Consider the following 20,207-nt stretch of genomic DNA (forward strand, 5'->3'; position numbering starts at 1 on the left):
CGAGTTGGGCCGTAAGCGGAAACCCGCTGGGGACAGTCCCCAGCCCCCCGCAAGTAACTTCGGGCCCAACAAGGAGAGCAGGGAACCCAGATGGCGGAGCTCACGATCCGGCCGGAGGAGATCCGGGACGCGCTGGAGAACTTCGTCCAGGCGTACAAGCCGGACGCGGCCTCGCGCGAAGAGGTCGGCACGGTCAGCGATGCCGGTGACGGCATCGCACACGTCGAGGGTCTTCCCTCGGTGATGGCGAACGAGCTGCTGAAGTTCGAGGACGGCACGCTCGGTCTTGCGCTGAACCTGGAAGAGCGCGAGATCGGTGCGGTCATCCTCGGTGAATTCAGCGGCATCGAGCAGGGCCAGCCGGTGCAGCGCACCGGCGAGGTGCTCTCGGTCGCCGTGGGCGAGGGCTACCTCGGCCGCGTCGTCGACCCGCTGGGCAACCCGATCGACGGCCTCGGCGAGATCGAGACCGACGGCCGCCGCGCCCTGGAGCTCCAGGCTCCGGGCGTCATGGTCCGTAAGTCGGTGCACGAGCCGATGGAGACCGGCTACAAGGCCGTCGACTCGATGGTGCCGATCGGCCGTGGCCAGCGTCAGCTGATCATCGGCGACCGCCAGACCGGCAAGACCGCCCTGGCCGTCGACACGATCATCAACCAGCGCGACAACTGGCGGTCGGGCGACCCGAAGAAGCAGGTCCGCTGCATCTACGTCGCCATCGGCCAGAAGGGCTCCACCATCGCGTCCGTGCGCGGTGCGCTGGAGGAGGCCGGTGCCCTGGAGTACACCACCATCGTCGCCGCCCCGGCGTCCGACCCGGCGGGCTTCAAGTACCTGGCGCCCTACACCGGCTCGGCCATCGGCCAGCACTGGATGTACCAGGGCAAGCACGTCCTGATCATCTTCGACGACCTCTCGAAGCAGGCCGACGCCTACCGCGCCGTGTCCCTGCTGCTGCGTCGTCCGCCGGGCCGTGAGGCCTACCCGGGTGACGTCTTCTACCTGCACTCGCGTCTGCTGGAGCGCTGCGCCAAGCTCTCCGACGACATGGGCGCCGGTTCGATGACCGGTCTGCCGATCGTCGAGACCAAGGCGAACGACGTGTCGGCGTTCATCCCGACCAACGTCATCTCCATCACCGACGGCCAGTGCTTCCTGGAGTCGGACCTGTTCAACGCCAACCAGCGTCCGGCGCTGAACGTCGGTATCTCCGTCTCCCGTGTCGGTGGTTCCGCCCAGCACAAGGCCATGCGCCAGGTCTCCGGCCGCCTCCGCGTGGACCTCGCCCAGTACCGCGAGCTGGAGGCGTTCGCCGCCTTCGGTTCCGACCTGGACGCGGCCTCGAAGGCGCAGCTGGAGCGCGGTAAGCGCATGACCGAGCTGCTCAAGCAGAGCCAGTACAACCCGTACCCGGTCGAGGACCAGGTCGTCTCCATCTGGGCCGGCACCAACGGCAAGATGGACGACGTACCGGTCGAGGACATCCGCCGCTTCGAGCGGGAGCTCCTGGACCACCTCCGCCGGGAGAAGAAGGACCTCCTGACCAGCATCCGCGAGGGCGCCAAGATGTCCGACGACACCATCGGAGCGATCTCCGACGCTGTCGACGGCTTCAAGCGGCAGTTCGAGACCTCGGACGGCAAGCTGCTCGGCGAGGACGCCCCGGCCGGCACCAGCAAGTGACGACGGAAGGGACCTGATCCATGGGAGCCACGCTCCGGGTCTACAAGCGTCGCATCCGCTCCGTCACCGCGACCAAGAAGATCACCAAGGCGATGGAGATGATCGCCGCCTCGCGCGTCGTCAAGGCGCAGCGCCAGGTGGCGGCGTCGACGCCGTACGCGAGTGAGCTGACCCGCGCGGTGACGGCGGTTGCCACGGGCTCGAACACCCAGCACCCGCTGACGACCGAGGCGGAGACCCCGGTCCGCGCCGCGCTGCTGCTCGTCACGAGCGACCGCGGTCTGGCCGGCGGCTACTCCTCCAACGTCATCAAGGCCGCGGAGCAGCTCACCGAGCGGCTCAAGGCCGAGGGCAAGGAGGTCGACGTCTACATCGTCGGCCGCAAGGGTGTGTCGTACTACGGCTTCCGCGAGCGCAAGGTCGTGGAGTCGTGGACCGGCTTCACCGACAGCCCGACGTACGCGGACGCGAAGGCGATCGCCGCGCCGCTGATCGAGGCCGTCCAGCGGGACACCGCCGAGGGCGGGGTCGACGAACTCCACATCGTCTTCACCGAGTTCATCTCGATGATGACGCAGACGGCGCTCGACGACCGTCTGCTGCCGCTCAGCCTCGACAAGGCCGCGGCGGAGTCGGCGGAGACGTCCAAGGGCGAGATCCTTCCGCTGTTCGACTTCGAGCCGTCGGCCGAGGACGTCCTGGACGCCCTGCTGCCGCGGTACGTCGAGTCGCGGATCTACAACGCGCTTCTGCAGGCCGCCGCCTCCAAGCACGCCGCCACGCGGCGCGCGATGAAGTCGGCGACCGACAACGCAGAAGAGCTCATCAAGTCGCTCTCGCGGCTTGCCAATGCGGCCCGCCAGGCCGAAATCACCCAGGAAATCAGCGAGATCGTCGGCGGCAGTGCCGCACTGGCCGACGCGACCGCGGGGAGTGACTGACAACTATGACCACCACTGTTGAGACGGCCGCTGCCACGGGCCGCGTCGCCCGGGTCATCGGCCCGGTCGTCGACGTGGAGTTCCCCGTCGACGCGATGCCGGACATCTACAACGCGCTGACCGTCGAGGTCGCGGACCCGGCCCAGGCCGGTGCCACGAAGACCCTGACCCTCGAGGTCGCCCAGCACCTGGGCGAGGGCCTGGTCCGTGCGATCTCCATGCAGCCCACCGACGGTCTGGTCCGCCAGGCCTCGGTGACCAACACCGGTGCGGGCATCACCGTGCCCGTCGGTGACATCACCAAGGGCAAGGTGTTCAACACCCTCGGTGAGATCCTGAACAAGCCGGAGGCCGAGGCCGAGGTCACCGAGCGGTGGGCGATCCACCGCAAGGCCCCGTCCTTCGACCAGCTCGAGTCGAAGACCGAGATGTTCGAGACCGGCGTCAAGGTCATCGACCTGCTGACCCCGTACGTCAAGGGCGGCAAGATCGGTCTGTTCGGTGGTGCCGGTGTCGGCAAGACCGTTCTGATCCAGGAAATGATCTACCGCGTGGCCAACAACCACGACGGTGTGTCGGTGTTCGCCGGTGTCGGTGAGCGCACCCGTGAGGGCAACGACCTCATCGAGGAAATGCAGGACTCCGGCGTCATCGACAAGACCGCGCTGGTCTTCGGCCAGATGGACGAGCCGCCGGGCACCCGTCTCCGGGTCGCGCTGGCCGGTCTGACCATGGCGGAGTACTTCCGCGATGTGCAGAAGCAGGACGTGCTGTTCTTCATCGACAACATCTTCCGCTTCACCCAGGCCGGTTCCGAGGTGTCGACCCTGCTCGGCCGGATGCCCTCCGCGGTGGGTTACCAGCCGAACCTGGCCGACGAGATGGGTCTCCTCCAGGAGCGCATCACCTCGACCCGTGGTCACTCGATCACCTCGATGCAGGCGATCTACGTCCCGGCGGACGACCTGACCGACCCGGCGCCGGCCACCACCTTCGCCCACCTGGACGCGACCACCGTTCTGTCGCGCCCGATCTCGGAGAAGGGCATCTACCCGGCGGTGGACCCGCTGGACTCGACGTCCCGGATCCTGGACCCCCGTTACATCACGCAGGAGCACTACGACTGCGCCTCGCGCGTCAAGACGATCCTGCAGAAGTACAAGGACCTCCAGGACATCATCGCGATTCTGGGTATCGACGAGCTCGGCGAGGAGGACAAGCTCACCGTCCACCGCGCCCGTCGTATCGAGCGGTTCCTGTCGCAGAACACCCACGTGGCGAAGCAGTTCACCGGTGTCGACGGCTCGGACGTCCCGCTGGACGAGACCATCTCGGCGTTCAACGCGATCGCCGACGGTGACTACGACCACTTCCCCGAGCAGGCGTTCTTCATGTGCGGTGGCATCGAGGACCTGAAGGCCAATGCCAAGGAGCTGGGCGTCTCCTGACCCCGGCTGCGGTCCCGGGGGCGGTCCTGGCCGCCCCCGGTCCGTACGACCACTAGTATTTGACCCAACATCTGCCACGCCAGGCAGGTGGAGACCCGAGGAGCCATCGTGGCTGAGCTGCACGTCGAGTTGGTCGCCGCGGACCGTCAGGTCTGGTCCGGCGAGGCCAGCCTGGTCGTCGCGCGCACCTCGTCGGGCGACATCGGCGTCATGCCCGGACACCAGCCGCTGCTCGGCGTGCTGCAGTCGGGCCCGGTGACGATTCGTACGACCGGCGAGAGCGGGGACGGCACCGTCGTCGCCGCCGTGCACGGCGGCTTCATCTCGTTCGCCGACAACAAGCTGTCTCTGCTCGCGGAGATCGCCGAGCTGTCGGACGAGATCGATGTCCAGCGCGCGGAGCGGGCCCTGGAGCGAGCGAAGTCGGACGCTGATGCGGCCGCCGAGCGTCGCGCCGATGTCCGGCTGCGTGCGGTGACGGGCGTTCACTGAGCGCCGTCACCGACGAGATCGATCCTCAGCCGCGGGCTGCCCGGAATTCTCCGGAGCAACCCGCGGCTGAGGCAATGCAGGTGCGTTTCCCTCTCCCACGCCGGCACGGCGCGGGGGGACCCCCATCGAGGCGAGGAGGTCGGTCGGGATGGTCCTCGCTCTGCTTGTGAGCGGCGCGGTCGTGGTGCTGGTGCTGCTGGGGCTGTTCGTCTTCGGACTGAGACGGCGGCTCATCCAGCGGTCCGGAGGCACCTTCGACTGCAGCCTGCGCTGGAACGTGCCGGAGACCGAGACCGGCGGCAAGGGCTGGATCTACGGCGTGTCGCGGTACAACGGGGACCGGATCGAATGGTTCCGGGTGTTCTCGTACGCGCCCCGGCCCCGGCGCCTGCTGGAGCGCTCCGCCATCGAGGTCCTGGAGCGCCGCACGCCCCAGGGCGAGGAGGAGCTGGCGCTGCTCTCCGACTCCATCGTGCTGGCCTGCCGGCACCGCGGCACCCGTCTGGAGCTGGCGATGAGCGAGGACGCGCTCACCGGCTTCCTCGCCTGGCTGGAGGCGGCGCCGCCCGGCCAACGCGTCAATGTGGCGTGAACAGGGCGTTCTCGTTGGATAGGGGTGCCCCGGACGAAGTCTGGGGGAGGGGGAGTGGGGGAACGTGGTCTGATCCGCGGGGCTCCCGGAATGCCCCCGGCTCCCGGAATAGCCCCGGCTCCCGCCACGTTGTGGCCCCGCAGGGGGCGCGCGTAACCCCTACGGGATCCGTTCGACCACCCCCTACGGCCCACCCCCGACGGCCTGCCGACCCCCACGGCCCGCCCAGTCCTACGGCCCGTCCACCCCCAACTCCTGTGCCAGCACGGCCGCTTGCACCCGGCTGCGCAGGTCCAGCTTCGCCAGCAGCCGACTGACATGCGTCTTCACGGTGGCCTCCGCCATCGCCAGCCGTAGGGCGATATCGGCGTTCGACAGGCCCCGCCCCAGACAGCCCAGCACCTCCCGCTCGCGCGGCGTCAGCGCGTCCAGGACCGCCGGGTCCGGCGCGTCCGCGTGGCGTGCCGGCCGCACCGCCGTACGGGGGCTGGCGAACTCGGCGATCAGCCGCCTGGTCACCGCCGGGGCGATCAGGCCCTCCCCGGACGCCACCGTGCGCACCGCGGTCAGCAGCGCGGCCGCGTCGCTGTCCTTGAGCAGGAAGCCCGCGGCGCCCGCCCGCAGCGCCCCGAAGACGTACTCGTCCAGGTCGAACGTGGTCAGCACCAGGACGTCCGCCAGCTTCTCGGAGACCACCCGCCGGGTGGCGGAGACCCCGTCGAGGCGGGGCATCTGGATGTCCATGAGGACGAGGGTGGGGCGCAGCTCGCGGGCGAGGCGCACCGCCTCCTCGCCGTCCTCCGCCTCCCCGACGACCTCGATGTCGGGGGCGGAGCGCAGGATGAGGACCAGCCCGGCTCGTACGGCGGACTGGTCCTCGGCGACGAGAACCCGGATCGGCTGCGCGTCGGCGCCTGTCATCGTTGCTCTTCCTCCTCGGCCGCGGGCAGCGCTGCCCGCACCAGCCAGACTCTGCCGGCCGGCCCGCTCTCCGGACCGGCCTCGAATGCCCCGCCCAGCAGGGCGATCCGCTCCCGCATGCCGACCAGGCCGGTGCCGGAGCCGGGGGCCCGGGGGCCGGGCCGGTCGGCGTACGGGCTGCGGACGGTGACGGTGAGCGCGCCACCGCGCTCATGGGCGAGGCGCACCCGCACCTCGCCCGGTGCGGCGTGCTTGAGCGCATTGGTCAGGGATTCCTGGACGATGCGGTACGCGGCGAGCTCGGCCGGGGACGCCGGGCCGGGCTCGTCCGCCGGCCCCTCCGGGCCCCGGGCGTCGTCCAGGACGAAGGTCAGTCCGCTGCTGCCGCCGTTCGTCCGGGCCTGGGTGATCAGCGCGTCCAGCCCGGCCAGACTGGGGGTCGCGGCGGGCTCCTCCGCGTACTCCGTCGCCTTCGGGTCCCGCAACAGCCCGATGAGATGGCGCATTTCGGCCAGCCCCTGCACGCTGTTCTCGCGGATCACCCCGAGCGCCTCGCGGGTCGCCGCCGGGTCGTCGATGGACTGTGCGGCGGTGGCGTGGATGGCGATGGCGGACAGGTGGTTGGCGACCATGTCGTGCAGCTCGCGGGCCATGCGGGCGCGCTCGCCGGCCACCGCCTGGGCGCGGTCCATCTCGGCCAGCAGCGCGATCTGTTCGGCCCGCAGCCGGGCGGACTGCGCGGCGTCGCGGTGGTTGCGGGTGATGATGCCGGTCCAGGCGGGGGCGATGGTGATCAGGGCGATGCCGATGACGGCCATCACCACCTGCGGGTTCTGCCAGAGCGCGGTGAGCGCGATGGCAGCCACGACCGTGACCAGGACCGAGTGCAGCGGGATCCGTCGGGCCGCGCCGGCCGGGCCGTAGAGCACCGCCGCATAGAGCACGTCGGTGAACATCAGGACGGTGGCGACGAGCGTGCCGGCGCAGATGTCCAGCGCCAGCGCCGGCACCGCGACGGCCAGCGCCGTCATCGGGGCCGTACGGCGCAGCAGCTCCGCGCCCGACATCGCGGTGAGCGAGACCAGCGTCAGCGAGGGCGGTAACCCCAGCTGCGGGGGTCCGCCGTGCAGATCCAACGACCAGAGCAGCAGCCCGCAGAGCAGCCCGCCACCCGCGATGAGCACATCGAGTCGATGCGGCCGGCCGACGGCGGCGAGGGATCTGGCGGTCACCCCTCCATCAAACACGGCGCCGGGCCCTGCTGCGTCCACGTCCACGTCATCCGCGCACGGCGCGGGCTACATCAAAAGATGCAGTGCCGGATCGTCACGTGCGACGACGTTCCGGGCGATATCGGCTGGGAGCCTGGAGGTGTTCGATGGAGGGTCCTGAAAGGAGACAGTCGTGGTCGTCACGCTGATCATCGCCTGCGAGGTCGGCTTCTGGGTGCTGCTGGCGGCCGGCCTCGGGTTGCGCTACCTGGCACGGATGCCGCGCACCGGAGCGGCGGTGCTGCTGATGGAACCGGTGCTGGAGCTGGTGCTGCTGATCGTCACCGCGATCGACCTCAAGAACGGCGCCTCCGCGGACTGGAAACACGGCCTGGCGGCCCTCTACATCGGCTACACCGTCGCCTACGGCCACTACACGATCACCTGGGTCGACGGGCACTTCTCCCACCGCTTCGCGGGCGGCCCGCCACCGGTCAAGCCGCCGCGCTACGGCATGGCCCGCGCCAAGCACGAGGGGATGCTCTGGCTGCGCACGGTGCTGTGGGTGGCCGTCTCGGCCGCGCTGCTGCAAATCGCGATCTGGTACGTCGGCGACGACGGCGACACCGCCTCGCTGCGCGGCTGGCAGGGCACCTCGCTGAAGATCCTGATCATCCACGGTGTGATCGCGGTGTCCTACCTCATCTGGCAGAAGAAGGACCCGGACCGGGGGCGGACCACCACCGTGGAGGAGCCGGCCCGACCCGGCAGCCTCCGCTGAGTCCCGCCCGTAGCGCCCGCCCGGTTCCCCGGTCGGGCGCCGGTCCGTCCCGGGTCAGCGCTCCCCGCCCGGTACCCACAGCACGTCGCCGACGTCCTTGTTCGCGGTCCTGGCGAGGATGAAGAGCAGGTCGGAGAGGCGGTTGAGGTAGGTGGCGGTGAGCGGGTTCATCGTCTCGCCGTGCTCCTCGAAGGCGGCCCAGGTGGAGCGCTCGGCGCGGCGGACGACCGTGCAGGCCTGGTGGAGCAGGGCCGCACCGGGGGTGCCGCCGGGGAGGATGAAGCTGCGCAGTTTCTCCAGCTCCGCGAGGAACCGGTCGCAGTCGGCCTCCAGTTTGTCGATGTAGCTCTGCTCGACGCGCAGCGGCGGGAACTCCGGGTTCTCCACCACCGGCGTGGACAGGTCCGCGCCGACGTCGAAGAGGTCGTTCTGCACCCGCAGCAGCACCGCGGCGACCTCCTCCGGCAGCGAGCCGAGCGCCAGGGCCACGCCGATCGCCGCATTGGCCTCGTTGGCGTCCGCGTACGCGGCGATCCGCGAATCGGTCTTCGCGGTACGGCTCATATCGCCCAGCGCGGTGGTGCCCTTGTCACCCGTACGGGTGTAGATGCGCGTCAGATTCACCATGGGGCCGAGCCTACGCCGCGGCCTTCCGGAAGGCGCGTGCCGAACGTCACGGCGAGCGCGTGGAAGGCGACCGCCACCAGGACGCCGTGGAGCAGGGCCGAGGAGGTGTTCGCCCCGGGTGGGCCTCATCGAGGGCTACGACCGTTTTATGAAGGTCGTCCACGGCTCGCCGACACTTCTCTGTGAGGTCGTCCAGGGCTCGCCGACCCTCCGGGCCCGCCTGTGGCATGTGCAGCGGGAGCGGTAAGGGAACCTGGAGGCCACCCTCCGGGAGGAGATCCGGCGCCGCGGACGACGCCCCGGCGCCCGGGCTGATGGGCGGCCAGATCAACTGGGCCCACCAGGCCTTGATGACCGCCCTCGCCCAGGAGATGATCGCCGGCCGCAAGCCCGCCGAGGTCTCCCGTGCGGCCCTCGTCCTGCTGGACGAGGCGGAGGGACTGCTCGGCGGGAGGGTCCTCAACTACGCCGTACGACCGGCCGGCTGAGGGCGGGGCGCTGACGTCCGGCGGCCCATGGGTGTGATGTCCGTCATTTGAGAAGTGACGCGCATCTCTTACCCACCAAAGGATCGCCAACGACCGCTAACGTCACCCGAAGACCAACGGACGTTCAAATGCACAGGGTGTGAGGGGACAGCAGTGGCAAAGAAGCTCGCCGTCATCGGAGCCGGACTGATGGGGTCCGGCATCGCGCAGGTCTCCGCCCAGGCGGGCTGGGACGTGGTCCTCCGCGATGTGACGGACGAGGCGCTGGCCCGGGGGAAGGGCGGCATCGAGGCCTCGTACGAGAAGTTCGTCTCCAAGGGGAAGCTGGCGGCGTCCGACGCCGAGCAGGCGCTGGCCCGCATCACCACCACGACCGACCTGGAGGCCGCGGCCGACGCCGACATCGTCGTCGAGGCGGTCTTCGAGCGGATCGAGGTCAAGCGGGAGATCTTCCAGGCGCTGGACAAGCTCGTCAAGGACGAGGCGGTGCTGGCCTCCAACACCTCCGCCATCCCGATCACCAAGATCGCCGCGGCCACCTCCCGTCCCGAGCGGGTGGTGGGCACGCACTTCTTCTCGCCGGTGCCGATGATGCAGCTGTGCGAGCTGGTCCGCGGCTACAAGACGAGTGACGAAACCCTCGCCACGGCCCGGGAGTTCGCCGAGTCCGTCGGCAAGACCTGCGTCGTCGTCAACCGCGACGTGGCCGGCTTCGTCACCACCCGGCTGATCTCGGCGCTGGTCGTCGAGGCCGCCAAGCTCTACGAGTCCGGTGTGGCCAGCGCCGAGGACATCGACACCGCCTGCAAGTTGGGCTTCGGCCACGCGATGGGACCGCTGGCCACCGCCGACCTGACGGGCATCGACATCCTGCTGCACGCCACCGACAACATCTACACCGAGTCCCAGGACGAGAAGTTCGCGCCGCCGGAGATCATGCGGCGCATGGTCGACGCGGGCGATATCGGACGCAAGAGTGGGCAAGGGTTCTACGAGCACTGATACCGCGTCAGGGGCGATAGGCCCGAACGGATCACCCTGCGGGGTGAAATGCGGTGTCGGTTCGCTTACAGGCGGCAACTTCGCCGCATGAGAGGCAGTCAGATCTGTAGACGTCCATGCACGAACCCATGACACAGGGGAGCGCATATGCACATCAGGGGCGACCACGCCGAGCTGGTCGTCGAGGGCCGCCTCGACGTCCGCAGCGCGGCGGACGCCCGCACGGCCCTGCACACCGCCGTCGACTCCGGTCGGGGCGATCTGGTGCTGGACCTGACCGAGCTGGATTCCTGGGACGCCACCGGCCTCGGCGTGATCATGGGCGCACATCGCCGGGCCGGCCGGGTCAACCGCAGGCTGGTGCTGCGCGGCGTGCCGCCCCAGATGCAGCGCCTGCTGGTCGCCACCCGGCTCCACCGCATCCTCGCCATCGAGGGCGGTATCGAAGCGGAATCGCTTCCTCGCGTGTGAGACACGGGCTGCGGCCGCCCCAAGGCCGTGCACGGGACCGGGGTGTCCCCTGGTCGCAGCGGGAACGATGCGACCATGGTCACCCGGTGGGGTCGGCCGGGCCGCTGGAAATGTCGTAAACCACGTGATTCCGGCCAATCAAGGAAGTTCCGGTCAGCACCCGCCCCCGCCGGTGCGACGCCCCGCTCCCCAGGTCTAAGGTTCGGTTCCCGCCCGTATGCCATCATCCGCGGCGGGCACCGGACCAGACGCGACGGCTGAGGGCGACCCGCCGTAGCCGGCGGAGTGCGGACGGCCGGAGCGCATTCGGCACAGCACATCTCTGGGAGCTTGCAGCATGGACCCGAACACCCACCGGGGACCTGAGGAGTACGGCGAGCAGGGCGAGCCCGTCCAGCCCCCGGCCCCCGCGTTCGGCGGCGCGCAGGGCGGCTCCGGCGGGCTGGCCCGCGTCGTCCGGCTGGTCTCCGGCAGCTACCTCGTCACCGTCAACCCCGTCGACGGCAGCGAGATAGAACCCTGCCCGCCCGGAGAGCGCCCCGCCGCCCCCGACAAGCTCGATCCGCAGGAGCGCGCCGAGGCCGCCCGTGCCGCCGCGCCCCCGCTCCCCTCGGGACCGCCCGGCTTCGCCGGCCACGAGGCCCCGCTCGAAGAGCGCACCGAGGACACCGAGCGCCTGGTCCGGCTGCTCTCCCGCGGCCGCTCGGTGCGCCTCACCGGCCCCGCCGGCTCCGGTCGCACCCGGCTGCTGGACGCCGTCGCCACCGCCTGCGCCGACCTCGCCCCCGACGGCGTGGTCCGGCTCTCCGGCTACCACCGCACCGCCACCGACCTGCTGTACGCGCTGTTCGCCGCGGTGTATCGGGCCCCGCGGCACCGCCCGGACCGGCCCGAGCTGCTGCGCATGGTCGCCGAGATCGGCGCGATCGTCGTCCTGGACGACCTGGAGTTCGGCGGCGCCGCGCTGGACGAACTGCTCGACGCCACCCCCGAGTGTGCCTTCCTGATCGCCGCGACCCCGGACGTCGCGGCCCCCAGCGCCGGCTCGCACCTCGAAGAGATCTTCCTCGGCGGTATCGGCCGGGCCGGCTGCGTACGGCTGCTGGAGCGCGCCGTGGACCGGTCGCTCACCGACGACGAGGAGGCCTGGGCCGCCGACCTCTGGTTCGAGTCCGAGGGGCTGCCGCTGCGGTTCGTGCAGGCCGCCACCCTGCTGCGACAGCGCGACCGGATGCACGGCCTGCCCGGCGCCATGGACGACGGATACGGGCTCTTCCCCGAGGAGACGCAGGGGACGCCGGACGCGGACGCCGCTTCAGAGGGGGAGGGGGACGGGGAAGGCGACCGGCCCGAGCTGCCGCTGCCGTCGCTCGGCGAGGCCGCCGCACCCGCCCCGCTGCTCGCCTCCCGGCTCGGCGAGGCCGCCAAGGAGACGCTGCGCCTCGCCGTCGCGCTCGGCGGCGAGCTGCCGCACCAGGCCCATCTGCCGGCCCTCACCGAGGACACCCACGCCGACGCCGCCCTCGGCGAGCTGCTCGCCTGCGGCCTGATCAGCCCCGTGGGCGGCCACTACCGGCTGGCCGCCACCGTCCAGGAGCAGCTGACCGGAGCCGGCTACGCCGAGGGCGCCGCGGCCCGGGCGCACACCGTCGCCCAGCACTACGCCTGGTGGGCCGGCCACCCCTCGGTCACCCCGGAGCGGGCCGCCGCCGAGGCCGACGTGGCGCTGGCCGCGATGGGCGCGCTGACCTCCAGCCGGGAGAGCGGGCACGCCAGCGCGGCCGTGCTGCTCGCCCGTACGGCCGCTCCGGCGTTCGCCGCGGCGCTGCACTGGAGCGCCTGGGAGCGCAGCCTGCGGCACGGCCAGGAGGCCGCGCGGCTGGCCGGCGAGGTGGCCGAGGAGGCCTACTTCCACCACGAGCTGGGCGTACTGGCGCTGTGCACCGGCAGCCTCGACCGGGCCCGCGCCGAGCTGGAGGCGTCCATCGGGCTGCGCGGGGTGCTGTCCGACCGCAACGGCGCGGTGGCCGGCCGCCGGGCGCTGGCGTTGGTCACCGACCGTTCGCGGGCGGCCTCGGCGGTCACCACGGCCGTGCCGCAGATCGCCGCCGCCGGCGCCCGGCAACCGGACGCCCCGAAGGACCGCGCCGGCTCGTCCGACGCGGTGTCGACGGCCAAACTGCGGGTAACGGGGGCCGCTTCGACCGCGGAGACGGTCCTCACCCCGGGCGCCGCGCAGACCGCCGCCACCACGGCCGTCCCGGCCGCCGCAGCGGCGTCCCACAAGGGCGTCAGGCGGGCGTTCGTCGGCGGCACCCGCCGCAACCTCGTGGCGGCGGGCGCCGGCGCGCTGCTGGTGGCCGTCCTCGGCACCATCGTCACCCTCGGCGCCACGTCCGGCGGCGGGGACACCCACGACAACAAGGTCAGCACCGAGCAGACCACGGACGACGGCGGCTCCCCGGACCTGCCGGCCGAACAGCCCGGCGGCACCGACCGGCCCTCCGGTCACCCCGGCACCGCCAAGCCCGGCACCCCGGCCCGCTCCGGCAGCCCGTCCCCGTCCAGCAGCGGCCCCGCCACCAGCGGTTCGCCGACCGGCCCGAGCACCGGGCCGACGGACCCCACGGCCGACCCGACCGAGCCGACCGGCCGACCGACCAGCCCCACCGGTCGGCCGACCCGGCCCACTCACCCGCCGACCGACGAGCCGACCGACCCGACCCCGACCGGCCCGACCGACGAGCCCACCGACCCCACGCCGACCTCCGACCCCACGGACAAGCCGACGACGCAGAACCCGTCGCAGAGCACCTCCGCGTCCGCGGCCAGCAGCCCTTCGCAGGGTGCGGGCACGCCCTCCGGCACGGAGAGCACCCCCACCGCCTGACGCCCGGCAGTACAACGGCGCAACGGCCCGGTCAGCGATGACCGGGCCGTTGCGCCGTTGTACTGCTGTGTCGTTGTGCCGTCCGCCGGGTTGGCCGGGGGTCAGAACAGCCGGAGCTTGTCGTCCTCGATGCCGCGCAGCGCGTCGTAGTCCAGTACGACACAGCCGATACCGCGGTCGGTGGCCAGTACCCGCGCCTGCGGCTTGATCTCCTGCGCCGCGAAGATGCCCTTCACCGGGGCCAAGTGCGGGTCGCGGTTGAGGAGTTCGAGATAGCGGGTGAGCTGCTCGACCCCGTCGATCTCGCCACGGCGCTTGATCTCGACGGCAACGGTCTGGTTGTCGGCGTCCCGGCACAAGATATCCACCGGGCCAATGGCAGTGGGGTATTCACGCCGAATCAGGGAGTAGCCCTCACCGAGGGTCTCGATCCGGTCAGCGAGCAGCTCCTGGAGGTGGGCCTCCACACCGTCCTTGATGAGCCCCGGGTCGACACCGAGCTCGTGCGAGGAGTCGTGCATGACCTCCTCAAGGGTGATGATGAGCTTCTCGCCGCCCTTGTTCTCCACCGTCCACACGTCCCCGTCACCCTCCTTGAGGGTGCAGGGCGGGGACATCCAATTCAGGGGTTTGTAGGCCCGGTCGTCGGCGTGGATGGAGACCGAGCCGTCCGCCTTCACCAGGATCAGACGAGGGGCGGAGGGGAGATGGGCGGTGAGCCGGCCCGCGTAGTCCACGGAGCAGCGGGCGATGACGAGACGCATGGTGCGCCACGCTACTCGACCGGAGGCCCACCGCGCGATTCGCCCTGGACCGGGGTGCCTTTACGGGGGAAATCCCCGCACCCCAGGCGCTCACCATTGGCCGGTTGTATGTGCAATCTCCTGGTGCGGGCCTCTTGCGCGGCATACCGTTGAAGCGGGGGGTTGTGAGGCGAACACGCTCCGTCGCGGAACCCCTAGTCCCGTCCCTAGGCCCTGTCCGTCCCGGCGGGGCCGCGAGAGGAGAACCTCATGTCGCTCGACGTCTCACCGGCCCTCCTCGAACAGGCCGAGCGAGGCGAGGTCGACGAAGCCGCTTTTGTCGACTGCGTCCGGAACTCCCTGCCCTACGCATGGGGGATGATCAGCTCTCTGGTGGCACAGCTGAAGGTGGACGGCGGAGAGTTCGCCGACAATCAGACGCCGCCGCCGGACGAGCAGGCGCGCGGCCAGCTGCTGCGTGCGCTGGCGAGTGACGCCATTCGTGGTTCCCTGGAGCGCCACTTCGGTGTGCGGCTCGCCTTCCAGAACTGCCACCGGGTCGCGGTCTTCCCGCTCGACCCGGCGGTGGACGACCGCCTGGCCAGATTCACCTCGATCCGGGGCCAGCTGCTGAACCAGTCGCCCGAACTCCGCGACTGCTGAACGAAGTTGCTGCCGCTGCGTATCGGGGAGTTGGGCGCGCTCCGCGACGGTGCGCCAGCGGCAGCACACCACGGCACCGCACACGCCACCGCACGACCGGGGTACCCGCACCCCGCCCGCCGCACCGGGCGCGATCACCCCAGCTGCGGCAGGACCTCCGTGCCCAACCGGCGGACGTTCTCCTCCGTCGCCGCGAGATCGCCGGAGCCCTCGACCAGCAGCGCGAAGCGGGTGATGCCGGTACGCTCCGCGCTCGCCGCCAGCCTGTCCACGCAACGCTGCGGCGGGCCGACGGGATGCAGCCCGCACAACAGCTCCGTATAGGCCACCGGATCGCGCATGGCGCGATAGCGGCCGTCGACCGTCACATGCGCGCCCAGGCCCTGCCGCAGCCAGCCGGGCATCGCCTTCGCCAGGGTCTCCGTGGCGCCGGCGCGGTCGTCCCCGATCTGCACCAGGCCCGCCGAGACATGTCCGGCCGAGGCGATCTCGTCGCCGTCCCGGCCGGCCTCACGGGCGGCCGTCCGCCACAGCGCGACCATCTCCGCCTTCTCCTCGTCACCGCAGTGCATGCCCAGCAGCATCGGCAGCCCGCGCTCGGCGGCGATCCGCACGGACGAGGGCGACGTACAGGCCACCACCACCGGCGGACCCGGGGGGCCGGCGCACGGATCGTCCGGATCGCCCAGCGCCTGGTCCGGTCGCGGCACCACCGCCACCTCCCGGAACGCGTAGCGCTCGCCCTGTGCGCCGACCCGCGGCTCACGCAGCCAGCGGAGCAGCAGATCGAGCGATTCGGGGAAGCCGTGCTCGTAAGCGGCGAGTCCGGAGCCGAAGACCTCCAGGTCCACCCAGGGACCGCCCCGGCCGACCCCCAGCGTGAACCGCCCGTTGGAGGTGAGGTGCAGCAGTGCCGCCTGCTCGCCGAGCGCCACGGGGTGTTGGGTGGGCAGCACGCTCACCGCCGTGCCGACCCCGATCCGGCGGGTGCGGCCCAGCAGCAGCGCGGCCAGTGTGGCCGCATTCGGGCAGACGCCGTACGGTACGAAGTGGTGCTCCGCCAACCAGACATCGGCGAGCCCGGCCTCCTCCGCGACCTCCGCGGCGCGCACCGCGCGGTGCAGTGCCTCCCCCTGTCCCTGACCGGGGAATTGAGCGGCCAGGATGAAAGCCCCAACGCGCATCGCTCTTCTGCCTCCTCGCAGCCGACGCGACTCCCCTTCATAGGCAACAACGGTCGACACGTGCCAAGGGCACGGCCTGCTGCGAAATTTCCCGATGATCGCAGGATCTGGCCGAGCGGCGCTTCCCCTCGGGCGCGCCGCGTACGCTGGTGACGGCCTGTGACCCCGTACGCATCCCGAGGTGTTCTGTGTCCCCGCGTCGAAACCGCCAGCGCGGTGAGAAGCCCGTCGACCGCACGGGCGGCAGCCGCTACGGCCTGGAACAGACCGCGGAGTGGCGCGGCGAGGACTGGGTCGTGCGGCAGGTCGGGGGCGGCGGCGCGGCCAAGCACTACCGCTGCCCCGGCTGCGACCAGGAGATCCCGCCGGGGGTCCCGCATGTCGTCGCCTGGCCGCAGCACGGTGGGGTGGATGACCGCCGGCACTGGCACAAGGCGTGCTGGAACGCACGGGACCGCCGGAGCGTACGGCTCCAGCGGTCCCGCAATGCACCCAGGTACTGAGCGTCTACACGTCGCGCTGCCGCATCGCGGCGTAGGCACCGCCGAGGGCGAGGGCGGCGAGCCCCATCACGACCCACAGCGGCTGCCAGCCGGACGGGCCGCCCTCCACGAACGGGAACTTGTTGCCGTACATCACCGTGAGCTGGTTGGGGATCGAGTAGCCGAGCAGGAAGTTCCGCAGGTCGTCCAGGCTCTCGGTGAGCATGAACATCGACAGCACGAACGGCAGCAGGACGACACCGATCATGATCGTGATCGCGCCCGCGGAGTGCCGGATCAGCGAGCCGACGGCGAGCGCCAGCAGCCCCAGGAACGAGACGTAGAGGCCGATCCCCACGGTCGACTTCAGCCACTCGCCGGCGCCGACCTCCGCCGTGCTGAGGTCGCCGAGCATGCCGTTGTCGGTGACCGCGACGAGCCCGGCGACGACGGTGGTGACGACGAAGGTCAGCGCGAGGAACACGATCGCCTTGGCCGCCAGCACCCTGCCCCGGGCGGGGCAGGCGGTCAGCGTCGTACGGATCATGCCGGTGCCGTACTCGGAGGACGTCACCAGCACACCGAGCGGCAGCACGCAGAGGATGCCCAGCAGCATCCCGAAGAACCCGAAGAACAGCGGCGAAACCCGGCCGATGGTGTCGCTGCTCGACACGCCCGTGGCGACCAGCGTGCCGATGCCGAGGACGAGGACGGCCATCACGCCCAGCGTCCAGATCGTCGAGCGCACCGAGCGGATCTTCGTCCACTCGGAGGTCAGCGCATGGCCGAGGTGGGTGGGGCGCACCGGGATGGGCGATACGTAACCGCCGGCACCACCCATGCTGATCGGGCCCGGCTGCGGCGGAACGGGAGCCTGGGCGGGCGGCTGCTGTGCTACCGCGGCGGCCGGCACCGGCGCCTGGAGCATCATCGTGCCGGCGTCCTTGCCCGGACCGTGCGCCGCGAGCGGCTGCGGCTCGGGCATCGGCTGGGCCTGGAGCATCATCGTGCCGGCTTCCCTGGCCGGTGCCGGTGCCGGTGCCGGTGCCTGGGCGGGGGCCGGGGCCGGCGGCTGCTGCGCTGCCGCGGCCGGTCCCTGGGCCTGGAGCATCATCGTGCCGCCCTCCTGGGCGGGCACCGGCTGCTCGCCGGGCTGCTGTGCCGGCGCGGTCGGCGGCATGGGCGGTGCGGCCGACGGCATCGGCTGGGCGCCGGTGTCGTGCGGTCCGCGCTCAGGCTGCGGCTGCTGAGGGCTGGTCATCGGGCGTCCTCGATCTGCGGCGTGGAAGAGTCGACGGGGGCGGCGGAAGGCGCGGGCTGCATCGGCGCGGCGGGCTGCTGCCCGTACGGGTTCGGCGCACCGTACGGCGCAGGTGCCCCGTACGGGTGGCCCTGCGCGGGCGGCGGATAGCCCGCCCCCGGAGCCGGCTGCGCATACGGGTTCGGCTGCCCCTGGGCGGGCACACCGGCCGGGACCTGGCCGGGAACGCCGGGCTGACCGCCCGCGTACCCCGCGCCGTACCCCTGCGGCGCGTACCCGGCGGGGGCCTGCTGCAAGCCGGCCCGGGGGTCGGCGGTCGAGCGGTAGTCCACGGCGGCCTGCGTCATCCGCATGTACGCCTCTTCCAGCGACGCCTGGTGCGGCGACAGCTCCCACAGCCGGACGTCGGCCTGGTGCGCGAGGTCGCTGATGCGGGGGAGCGGCAGCCCGGTCACCCGCAGCGCACCGTCCTCCTCCGGCGCCACCTGTCCGCCCGCCTCGGCGATCGCGGCGGTCAGCTTCTCGCGCTGCTCGGGCTCGGTGTCCGGGGTACGGACCCGGGCGAAATCGGCGGAGTTGGCCGAGATGAAGTCCTTGACCGGCATGTCGGCCAGCAGCTGGCCACGGCCGATCACGATCAAGTGCTCGGCGGTGAGCGCCATTTCACTCATCAGGTGCGAGGAGACGAAGACCGTACGCCCCTCGGCCGCCAGCTGCTTCATCAGATTGCGCACCCAGAGGATGCCCTCCGGGTCGAGGCCGTTGACCGGCTCGTCGAAGAGCAGCACCTGCGGGTCGCCGAGCAGCGCCGCGGCGATGCCCAGGCGCTGGCCCATACCGAGCGAGAAGCCCTTGGAGCGCCGGCCGGCGACGTCCTGTAGACCGACCACACCGAGCACCTCGTCGACCCGGCGGGCCGGGATGCCGGAGAGCTGCGCCAGGCACAGCAGGTGGTTGCGCGCGCTGCGCCCGCCGTGCACGGCCTTGGCGTCGAGCAGGGCACCGACCTGGCGGGGCGCGTTGGGCGAGCTGCGGAACGGCCGCCCGGCGATGGTCGCGTGCCCCGACGTCGGTGTGTCCAGGCCCAGGATCATGCGCATGGTCGTCGACTTGCCGGAACCGTTGGGCCCCAGAAAGCCGGTCACTGTGCCGGGCCGCACTTGGAACGACAGGTTGTACACGGCCGTCTTGGCGCCGTAGCGCTTCGTCAGGCCGACTGCCTCGATCATTCTCCGCCCCTCGCGAAAAGTTTCGGGGCAGAGGCGCCGCCGTCGTACCCCCGTGAGGATTAGGAGGCTATCGCCCGGTTGACGGTTCCCTCCAATCCCCGGCTCGGACCACCCGTCTGCACCCCCACGACCGTTTTCCCTCCCACTCACGGGAGGTGACGGGCCGGAGGGGCAGGGTTTCCGGACGTAAAGCGAAGCAGTCCGGAAACCCTGCCCCGGAGGACCGTCACCGCACCCGACAACCCACGCCCGCCGCAGGCGCAACGGCGAGAAACCCCCACGGCGGGACAGCCAACAACGTGGGAAGCCAGCCAAGCGCAGCGCTACGCATCGTGGCGCCGCAAAACCACATACCCCCCCACCAACGCCACCACCGTCCAAGCGATCATGATCGCCAGCCCGCCCCACGGTCCGTACGGCACGTCGTCGCTGGCCCGGGGGACCACCTGCATGATCTTCGAGCCCGCCTGGTCCGGCAGGTAGCGGCCGATCTTCCTGGTCGCCGAGACGTTGCCGAGGATGTTGGAGATCAGGAAGAAGAACGGCATCAGGATGCCCAGCGAGAGCATCGGGCTGCGCAGCATCGTGGCGACGGCCATCGAGAAGAGTGCGATCAGGGTCATGTAGAGGCCGCCGCCGATCACGGCACGCAGTACGCCGGGGTCGCCGAGGTAGACGCGGAGGTCGCCGAGGGCCGCCTGTCCGGTGAAGAAGGTGAGGAAGCTGGTCGCCAGTCCGACGACGAATACCAGGGCGGTGGCCACCGCGAGTTTGCAGAAGAGGAAGGTGCCGCGCTGCGGTACGGCGGCGAGCGAGGCGCGGATCATGCCGGTGCTGTACTCGTTGGAGACCACCAGCACCCCGAAGACGATCATCGCGAGTTGGCCCAGGCCCATCCCGGCGAAGCTGATGTTCGTGGCGTCGAACGACAGCCGCTCGCTGGCCGGCATCGAGCCGAAGTCCTTGCGAGCCAGGATGCAGATCAGCACACCCAACCCGATGGTGACCACGACGGCGACGCCCAGTGTCCACACCGTCGATCGCACCGACCTGATCTTGGTCCACTCCGACCGAATGACCTGCCCGACCACCGCCATC

The 20,207-nt window shown here is 71.1% G+C and carries 21 protein-coding genes; 13 read left to right on the plus strand and 8 right to left on the minus strand.

Features of this window, described 5'->3' with window-relative positions; genetic code table 11:
• The first annotated feature begins 90 nt into the window (after window positions 1-90).
• The 5 genes from atpA (at window position 91) to AB0C96_RS18790 (ending at window position 5,156) form a co-directional block, all read left to right on the plus strand.
• Window positions 91-1,683: a F0F1 ATP synthase subunit alpha gene (gene atpA / locus AB0C96_RS18770; protein ID WP_362918756.1), complete on the plus strand. Its 1,593-nt coding sequence runs from the start codon at window positions 91-93 to the stop codon at window positions 1,681-1,683.
• A 20-nt stretch (window positions 1,684-1,703) separates the two neighbouring features.
• Entirely contained in the window at window positions 1,704-2,624 is a 921-nt protein-coding gene (locus AB0C96_RS18775) for a F0F1 ATP synthase subunit gamma (RefSeq protein ID WP_362918757.1), read from the plus strand.
• A 5-nt stretch (window positions 2,625-2,629) separates the two neighbouring features.
• On the plus strand, window positions 2,630-4,072 hold the full coding sequence (gene atpD / locus AB0C96_RS18780) for a F0F1 ATP synthase subunit beta (protein ID WP_362918758.1): 1,443 nt from the start codon (window positions 2,630-2,632) through the stop codon (window positions 4,070-4,072).
• A 108-nt stretch (window positions 4,073-4,180) separates the two neighbouring features.
• Window positions 4,181-4,564, plus strand: coding sequence for a F0F1 ATP synthase subunit epsilon (locus AB0C96_RS18785; RefSeq protein ID WP_018087383.1), 384 nt, complete (start codon window positions 4,181-4,183; stop codon window positions 4,562-4,564).
• 148 nt (window positions 4,565-4,712) lie between these two features.
• Entirely contained in the window at window positions 4,713-5,156 is a 444-nt protein-coding gene (locus AB0C96_RS18790; RefSeq protein WP_362918759.1) for a DUF2550 domain-containing protein, read from the plus strand.
• A gap of 231 nt (window positions 5,157-5,387) precedes the next feature.
• Here the strand turns inward: AB0C96_RS18790 and AB0C96_RS18795 are convergent, their stop codons facing one another.
• Together AB0C96_RS18795 and AB0C96_RS18800 are read right to left on the minus strand one after the other, a co-directional pair.
• Window positions 5,388-6,077, minus strand: coding sequence for a response regulator transcription factor (locus AB0C96_RS18795; RefSeq protein ID WP_362918760.1), 690 nt, complete (start codon window positions 6,075-6,077; stop codon window positions 5,388-5,390).
• The gene (locus AB0C96_RS18800; RefSeq protein WP_362918761.1) at window positions 6,074-7,309 is read right to left on the minus strand and encodes a histidine kinase; all 1,236 of its coding nucleotides are present in this window, start codon (window positions 7,307-7,309) and stop codon (window positions 6,074-6,076) included. Before AB0C96_RS18800 ends, AB0C96_RS18795 begins: the two co-directional genes overlap by 4 nt.
• Before the next feature lie 172 nt (window positions 7,310-7,481).
• Here AB0C96_RS18800 and AB0C96_RS18805 point away from each other — a divergent pair, with 172 nt between their 5' ends.
• The gene (locus AB0C96_RS18805) at window positions 7,482-8,069 is read left to right on the plus strand and encodes a hypothetical protein (protein WP_362918762.1); all 588 of its coding nucleotides are present in this window, start codon (window positions 7,482-7,484) and stop codon (window positions 8,067-8,069) included.
• Between the two features lie 54 nt (window positions 8,070-8,123).
• Here the strand turns inward: AB0C96_RS18805 and AB0C96_RS18810 are convergent, their stop codons facing one another.
• Complete coding sequence (locus AB0C96_RS18810; RefSeq protein WP_362918763.1) at window positions 8,124-8,696, minus strand: cob(I)yrinic acid a,c-diamide adenosyltransferase; 573 nt, start codon at window positions 8,694-8,696, stop codon at window positions 8,124-8,126.
• A gap of 118 nt (window positions 8,697-8,814) precedes the next feature.
• On the opposite strand from AB0C96_RS18810, the gene AB0C96_RS18815 reads away from it, so the two are divergent.
• The 5 genes from AB0C96_RS18815 (at window position 8,815) to AB0C96_RS18835 (ending at window position 13,547) form a co-directional block, all read left to right on the plus strand.
• Window positions 8,815-8,943: a hypothetical protein gene (locus AB0C96_RS18815; RefSeq protein WP_362918764.1), complete on the plus strand. Its 129-nt coding sequence runs from the start codon at window positions 8,815-8,817 to the stop codon at window positions 8,941-8,943.
• Window positions 8,944-9,010: 67 nt separating this feature from the next.
• Window positions 9,011-9,184 (plus strand): hypothetical protein, encoded by a 174-nt coding sequence (locus AB0C96_RS18820; RefSeq protein ID WP_362918765.1) that lies wholly within the window; start codon window positions 9,011-9,013, stop codon window positions 9,182-9,184.
• A gap of 153 nt (window positions 9,185-9,337) precedes the next feature.
• A complete protein-coding gene (locus AB0C96_RS18825; RefSeq protein WP_362918766.1) occupies window positions 9,338-10,186 on the plus strand; it encodes a 3-hydroxyacyl-CoA dehydrogenase family protein in 849 nt (282 codons plus the stop codon).
• Window positions 10,187-10,333: 147 nt separating this feature from the next.
• Complete coding sequence (locus tag AB0C96_RS18830; protein WP_362918767.1) at window positions 10,334-10,657, plus strand: STAS domain-containing protein; 324 nt, start codon at window positions 10,334-10,336, stop codon at window positions 10,655-10,657.
• A gap of 337 nt (window positions 10,658-10,994) precedes the next feature.
• Window positions 10,995-13,547 carry an ATP-binding protein gene (locus AB0C96_RS18835; protein ID WP_362918768.1) on the plus strand — a complete coding sequence of 851 codons (2,553 nt, stop codon included), beginning with the start codon at window positions 10,995-10,997 and terminating at the stop codon, window positions 13,545-13,547.
• A 101-nt stretch (window positions 13,548-13,648) separates the two neighbouring features.
• Here AB0C96_RS18835 and nucS read toward each other — a convergent pair whose 3' ends face one another.
• The gene (gene nucS / locus AB0C96_RS18840; protein WP_362918769.1) at window positions 13,649-14,311 is read right to left on the minus strand and encodes an endonuclease NucS; all 663 of its coding nucleotides are present in this window, start codon (window positions 14,309-14,311) and stop codon (window positions 13,649-13,651) included.
• 249 nt (window positions 14,312-14,560) lie between these two features.
• Between nucS and AB0C96_RS18845 the strand changes: the two genes are divergently transcribed.
• A complete protein-coding gene (locus AB0C96_RS18845; protein WP_030815472.1) occupies window positions 14,561-14,953 on the plus strand; it encodes an SCO5389 family protein in 393 nt (130 codons plus the stop codon).
• 134 nt (window positions 14,954-15,087) lie between these two features.
• On the opposite strand, the gene AB0C96_RS18850 is transcribed toward AB0C96_RS18845, so the two are convergent.
• The gene (locus tag AB0C96_RS18850; RefSeq protein WP_362918770.1) at window positions 15,088-16,137 is read right to left on the minus strand and encodes an LLM class flavin-dependent oxidoreductase; all 1,050 of its coding nucleotides are present in this window, start codon (window positions 16,135-16,137) and stop codon (window positions 15,088-15,090) included.
• Window positions 16,138-16,325: 188 nt separating this feature from the next.
• Here AB0C96_RS18850 and AB0C96_RS18855 point away from each other — a divergent pair, with 188 nt between their 5' ends.
• Window positions 16,326-16,640 carry an ATP/GTP-binding protein gene (locus AB0C96_RS18855; protein WP_362918771.1) on the plus strand — a complete coding sequence of 105 codons (315 nt, stop codon included), beginning with the start codon at window positions 16,326-16,328 and terminating at the stop codon, window positions 16,638-16,640.
• 4 nt (window positions 16,641-16,644) lie between these two features.
• Here AB0C96_RS18855 and AB0C96_RS18860 read toward each other — a convergent pair whose 3' ends face one another.
• From AB0C96_RS18860 to AB0C96_RS18870, 3 genes are all read right to left on the minus strand, one after another.
• Entirely contained in the window at window positions 16,645-17,880 is a 1,236-nt protein-coding gene (locus AB0C96_RS18860) for an ABC transporter permease (protein WP_362918772.1), read from the minus strand.
• On the minus strand, window positions 17,877-19,109 hold the full coding sequence (locus tag AB0C96_RS18865) for an ATP-binding cassette domain-containing protein (protein ID WP_362918773.1): 1,233 nt from the start codon (window positions 19,107-19,109) through the stop codon (window positions 17,877-17,879). The genes AB0C96_RS18860 and AB0C96_RS18865 overlap by 4 nt, the downstream gene beginning before the upstream one ends.
• 323 nt (window positions 19,110-19,432) lie before the next feature.
• Entirely contained in the window at window positions 19,433-20,206 is a 774-nt protein-coding gene (locus tag AB0C96_RS18870) for an ABC transporter permease (protein ID WP_362918774.1), read from the minus strand.
• Window position 20,207: the final 1 nt, after the last annotated feature.

Origin of the sequence: Streptomyces sp. NPDC048506 (genome assembly GCF_040651315.1) — a bacterium.
Taxonomy (GTDB): domain Bacteria; phylum Actinomycetota; class Actinomycetes; order Streptomycetales; family Streptomycetaceae; genus Streptomyces.

What these genes read in the sequence shown, in the direction of transcription:
- atpA (WP_362918756.1), top strand. Translation starts at nt 91, where the DNA reads ATGGCGGAGCTCACGATCCGGCCGGAGGAGATCCGGGACGCGCTGGAG.
- AB0C96_RS18865 (WP_362918773.1), bottom strand. Translation starts at nt 19,109, where the DNA reads ATGATCGAGGCAGTCGGCCTGACGAAGCGCTACGGCGCCAAGACGGCC.
- AB0C96_RS18830 (WP_362918767.1), top strand. Translation starts at nt 10,334, where the DNA reads ATGCACATCAGGGGCGACCACGCCGAGCTGGTCGTCGAGGGCCGCCTC.
- AB0C96_RS18845 (WP_030815472.1), top strand. Translation starts at nt 14,561, where the DNA reads ATGTCGCTCGACGTCTCACCGGCCCTCCTCGAACAGGCCGAGCGAGGC.
- AB0C96_RS18835 (WP_362918768.1), top strand. Translation starts at nt 10,995, where the DNA reads ATGGACCCGAACACCCACCGGGGACCTGAGGAGTACGGCGAGCAGGGC.
- AB0C96_RS18850 (WP_362918770.1), bottom strand. Translation starts at nt 16,137, where the DNA reads ATGCGCGTTGGGGCTTTCATCCTGGCCGCTCAATTCCCCGGTCAGGGA.
- AB0C96_RS18870 (WP_362918774.1), bottom strand. Translation starts at nt 20,206, where the DNA reads ATGGCGGTGGTCGGGCAGGTCATTCGGTCGGAGTGGACCAAGATCAGG.
- nucS (WP_362918769.1), bottom strand. Translation starts at nt 14,311, where the DNA reads ATGCGTCTCGTCATCGCCCGCTGCTCCGTGGACTACGCGGGCCGGCTC.
- AB0C96_RS18810 (WP_362918763.1), bottom strand. Translation starts at nt 8,696, where the DNA reads ATGGTGAATCTGACGCGCATCTACACCCGTACGGGTGACAAGGGCACC.
- AB0C96_RS18790 (WP_362918759.1), top strand. Translation starts at nt 4,713, where the DNA reads ATGGTCCTCGCTCTGCTTGTGAGCGGCGCGGTCGTGGTGCTGGTGCTG.
- AB0C96_RS18860 (WP_362918772.1), bottom strand. Translation starts at nt 17,880, where the DNA reads ATGACCAGCCCTCAGCAGCCGCAGCCTGAGCGCGGACCGCACGACACC.
- atpD (WP_362918758.1), top strand. Translation starts at nt 2,630, where the DNA reads ATGACCACCACTGTTGAGACGGCCGCTGCCACGGGCCGCGTCGCCCGG.
- AB0C96_RS18775 (WP_362918757.1), top strand. Translation starts at nt 1,704, where the DNA reads ATGGGAGCCACGCTCCGGGTCTACAAGCGTCGCATCCGCTCCGTCACC.
- AB0C96_RS18820 (WP_362918765.1), top strand. Translation starts at nt 9,011, where the DNA reads ATGGGCGGCCAGATCAACTGGGCCCACCAGGCCTTGATGACCGCCCTC.
- AB0C96_RS18795 (WP_362918760.1), bottom strand. Translation starts at nt 6,077, where the DNA reads ATGACAGGCGCCGACGCGCAGCCGATCCGGGTTCTCGTCGCCGAGGAC.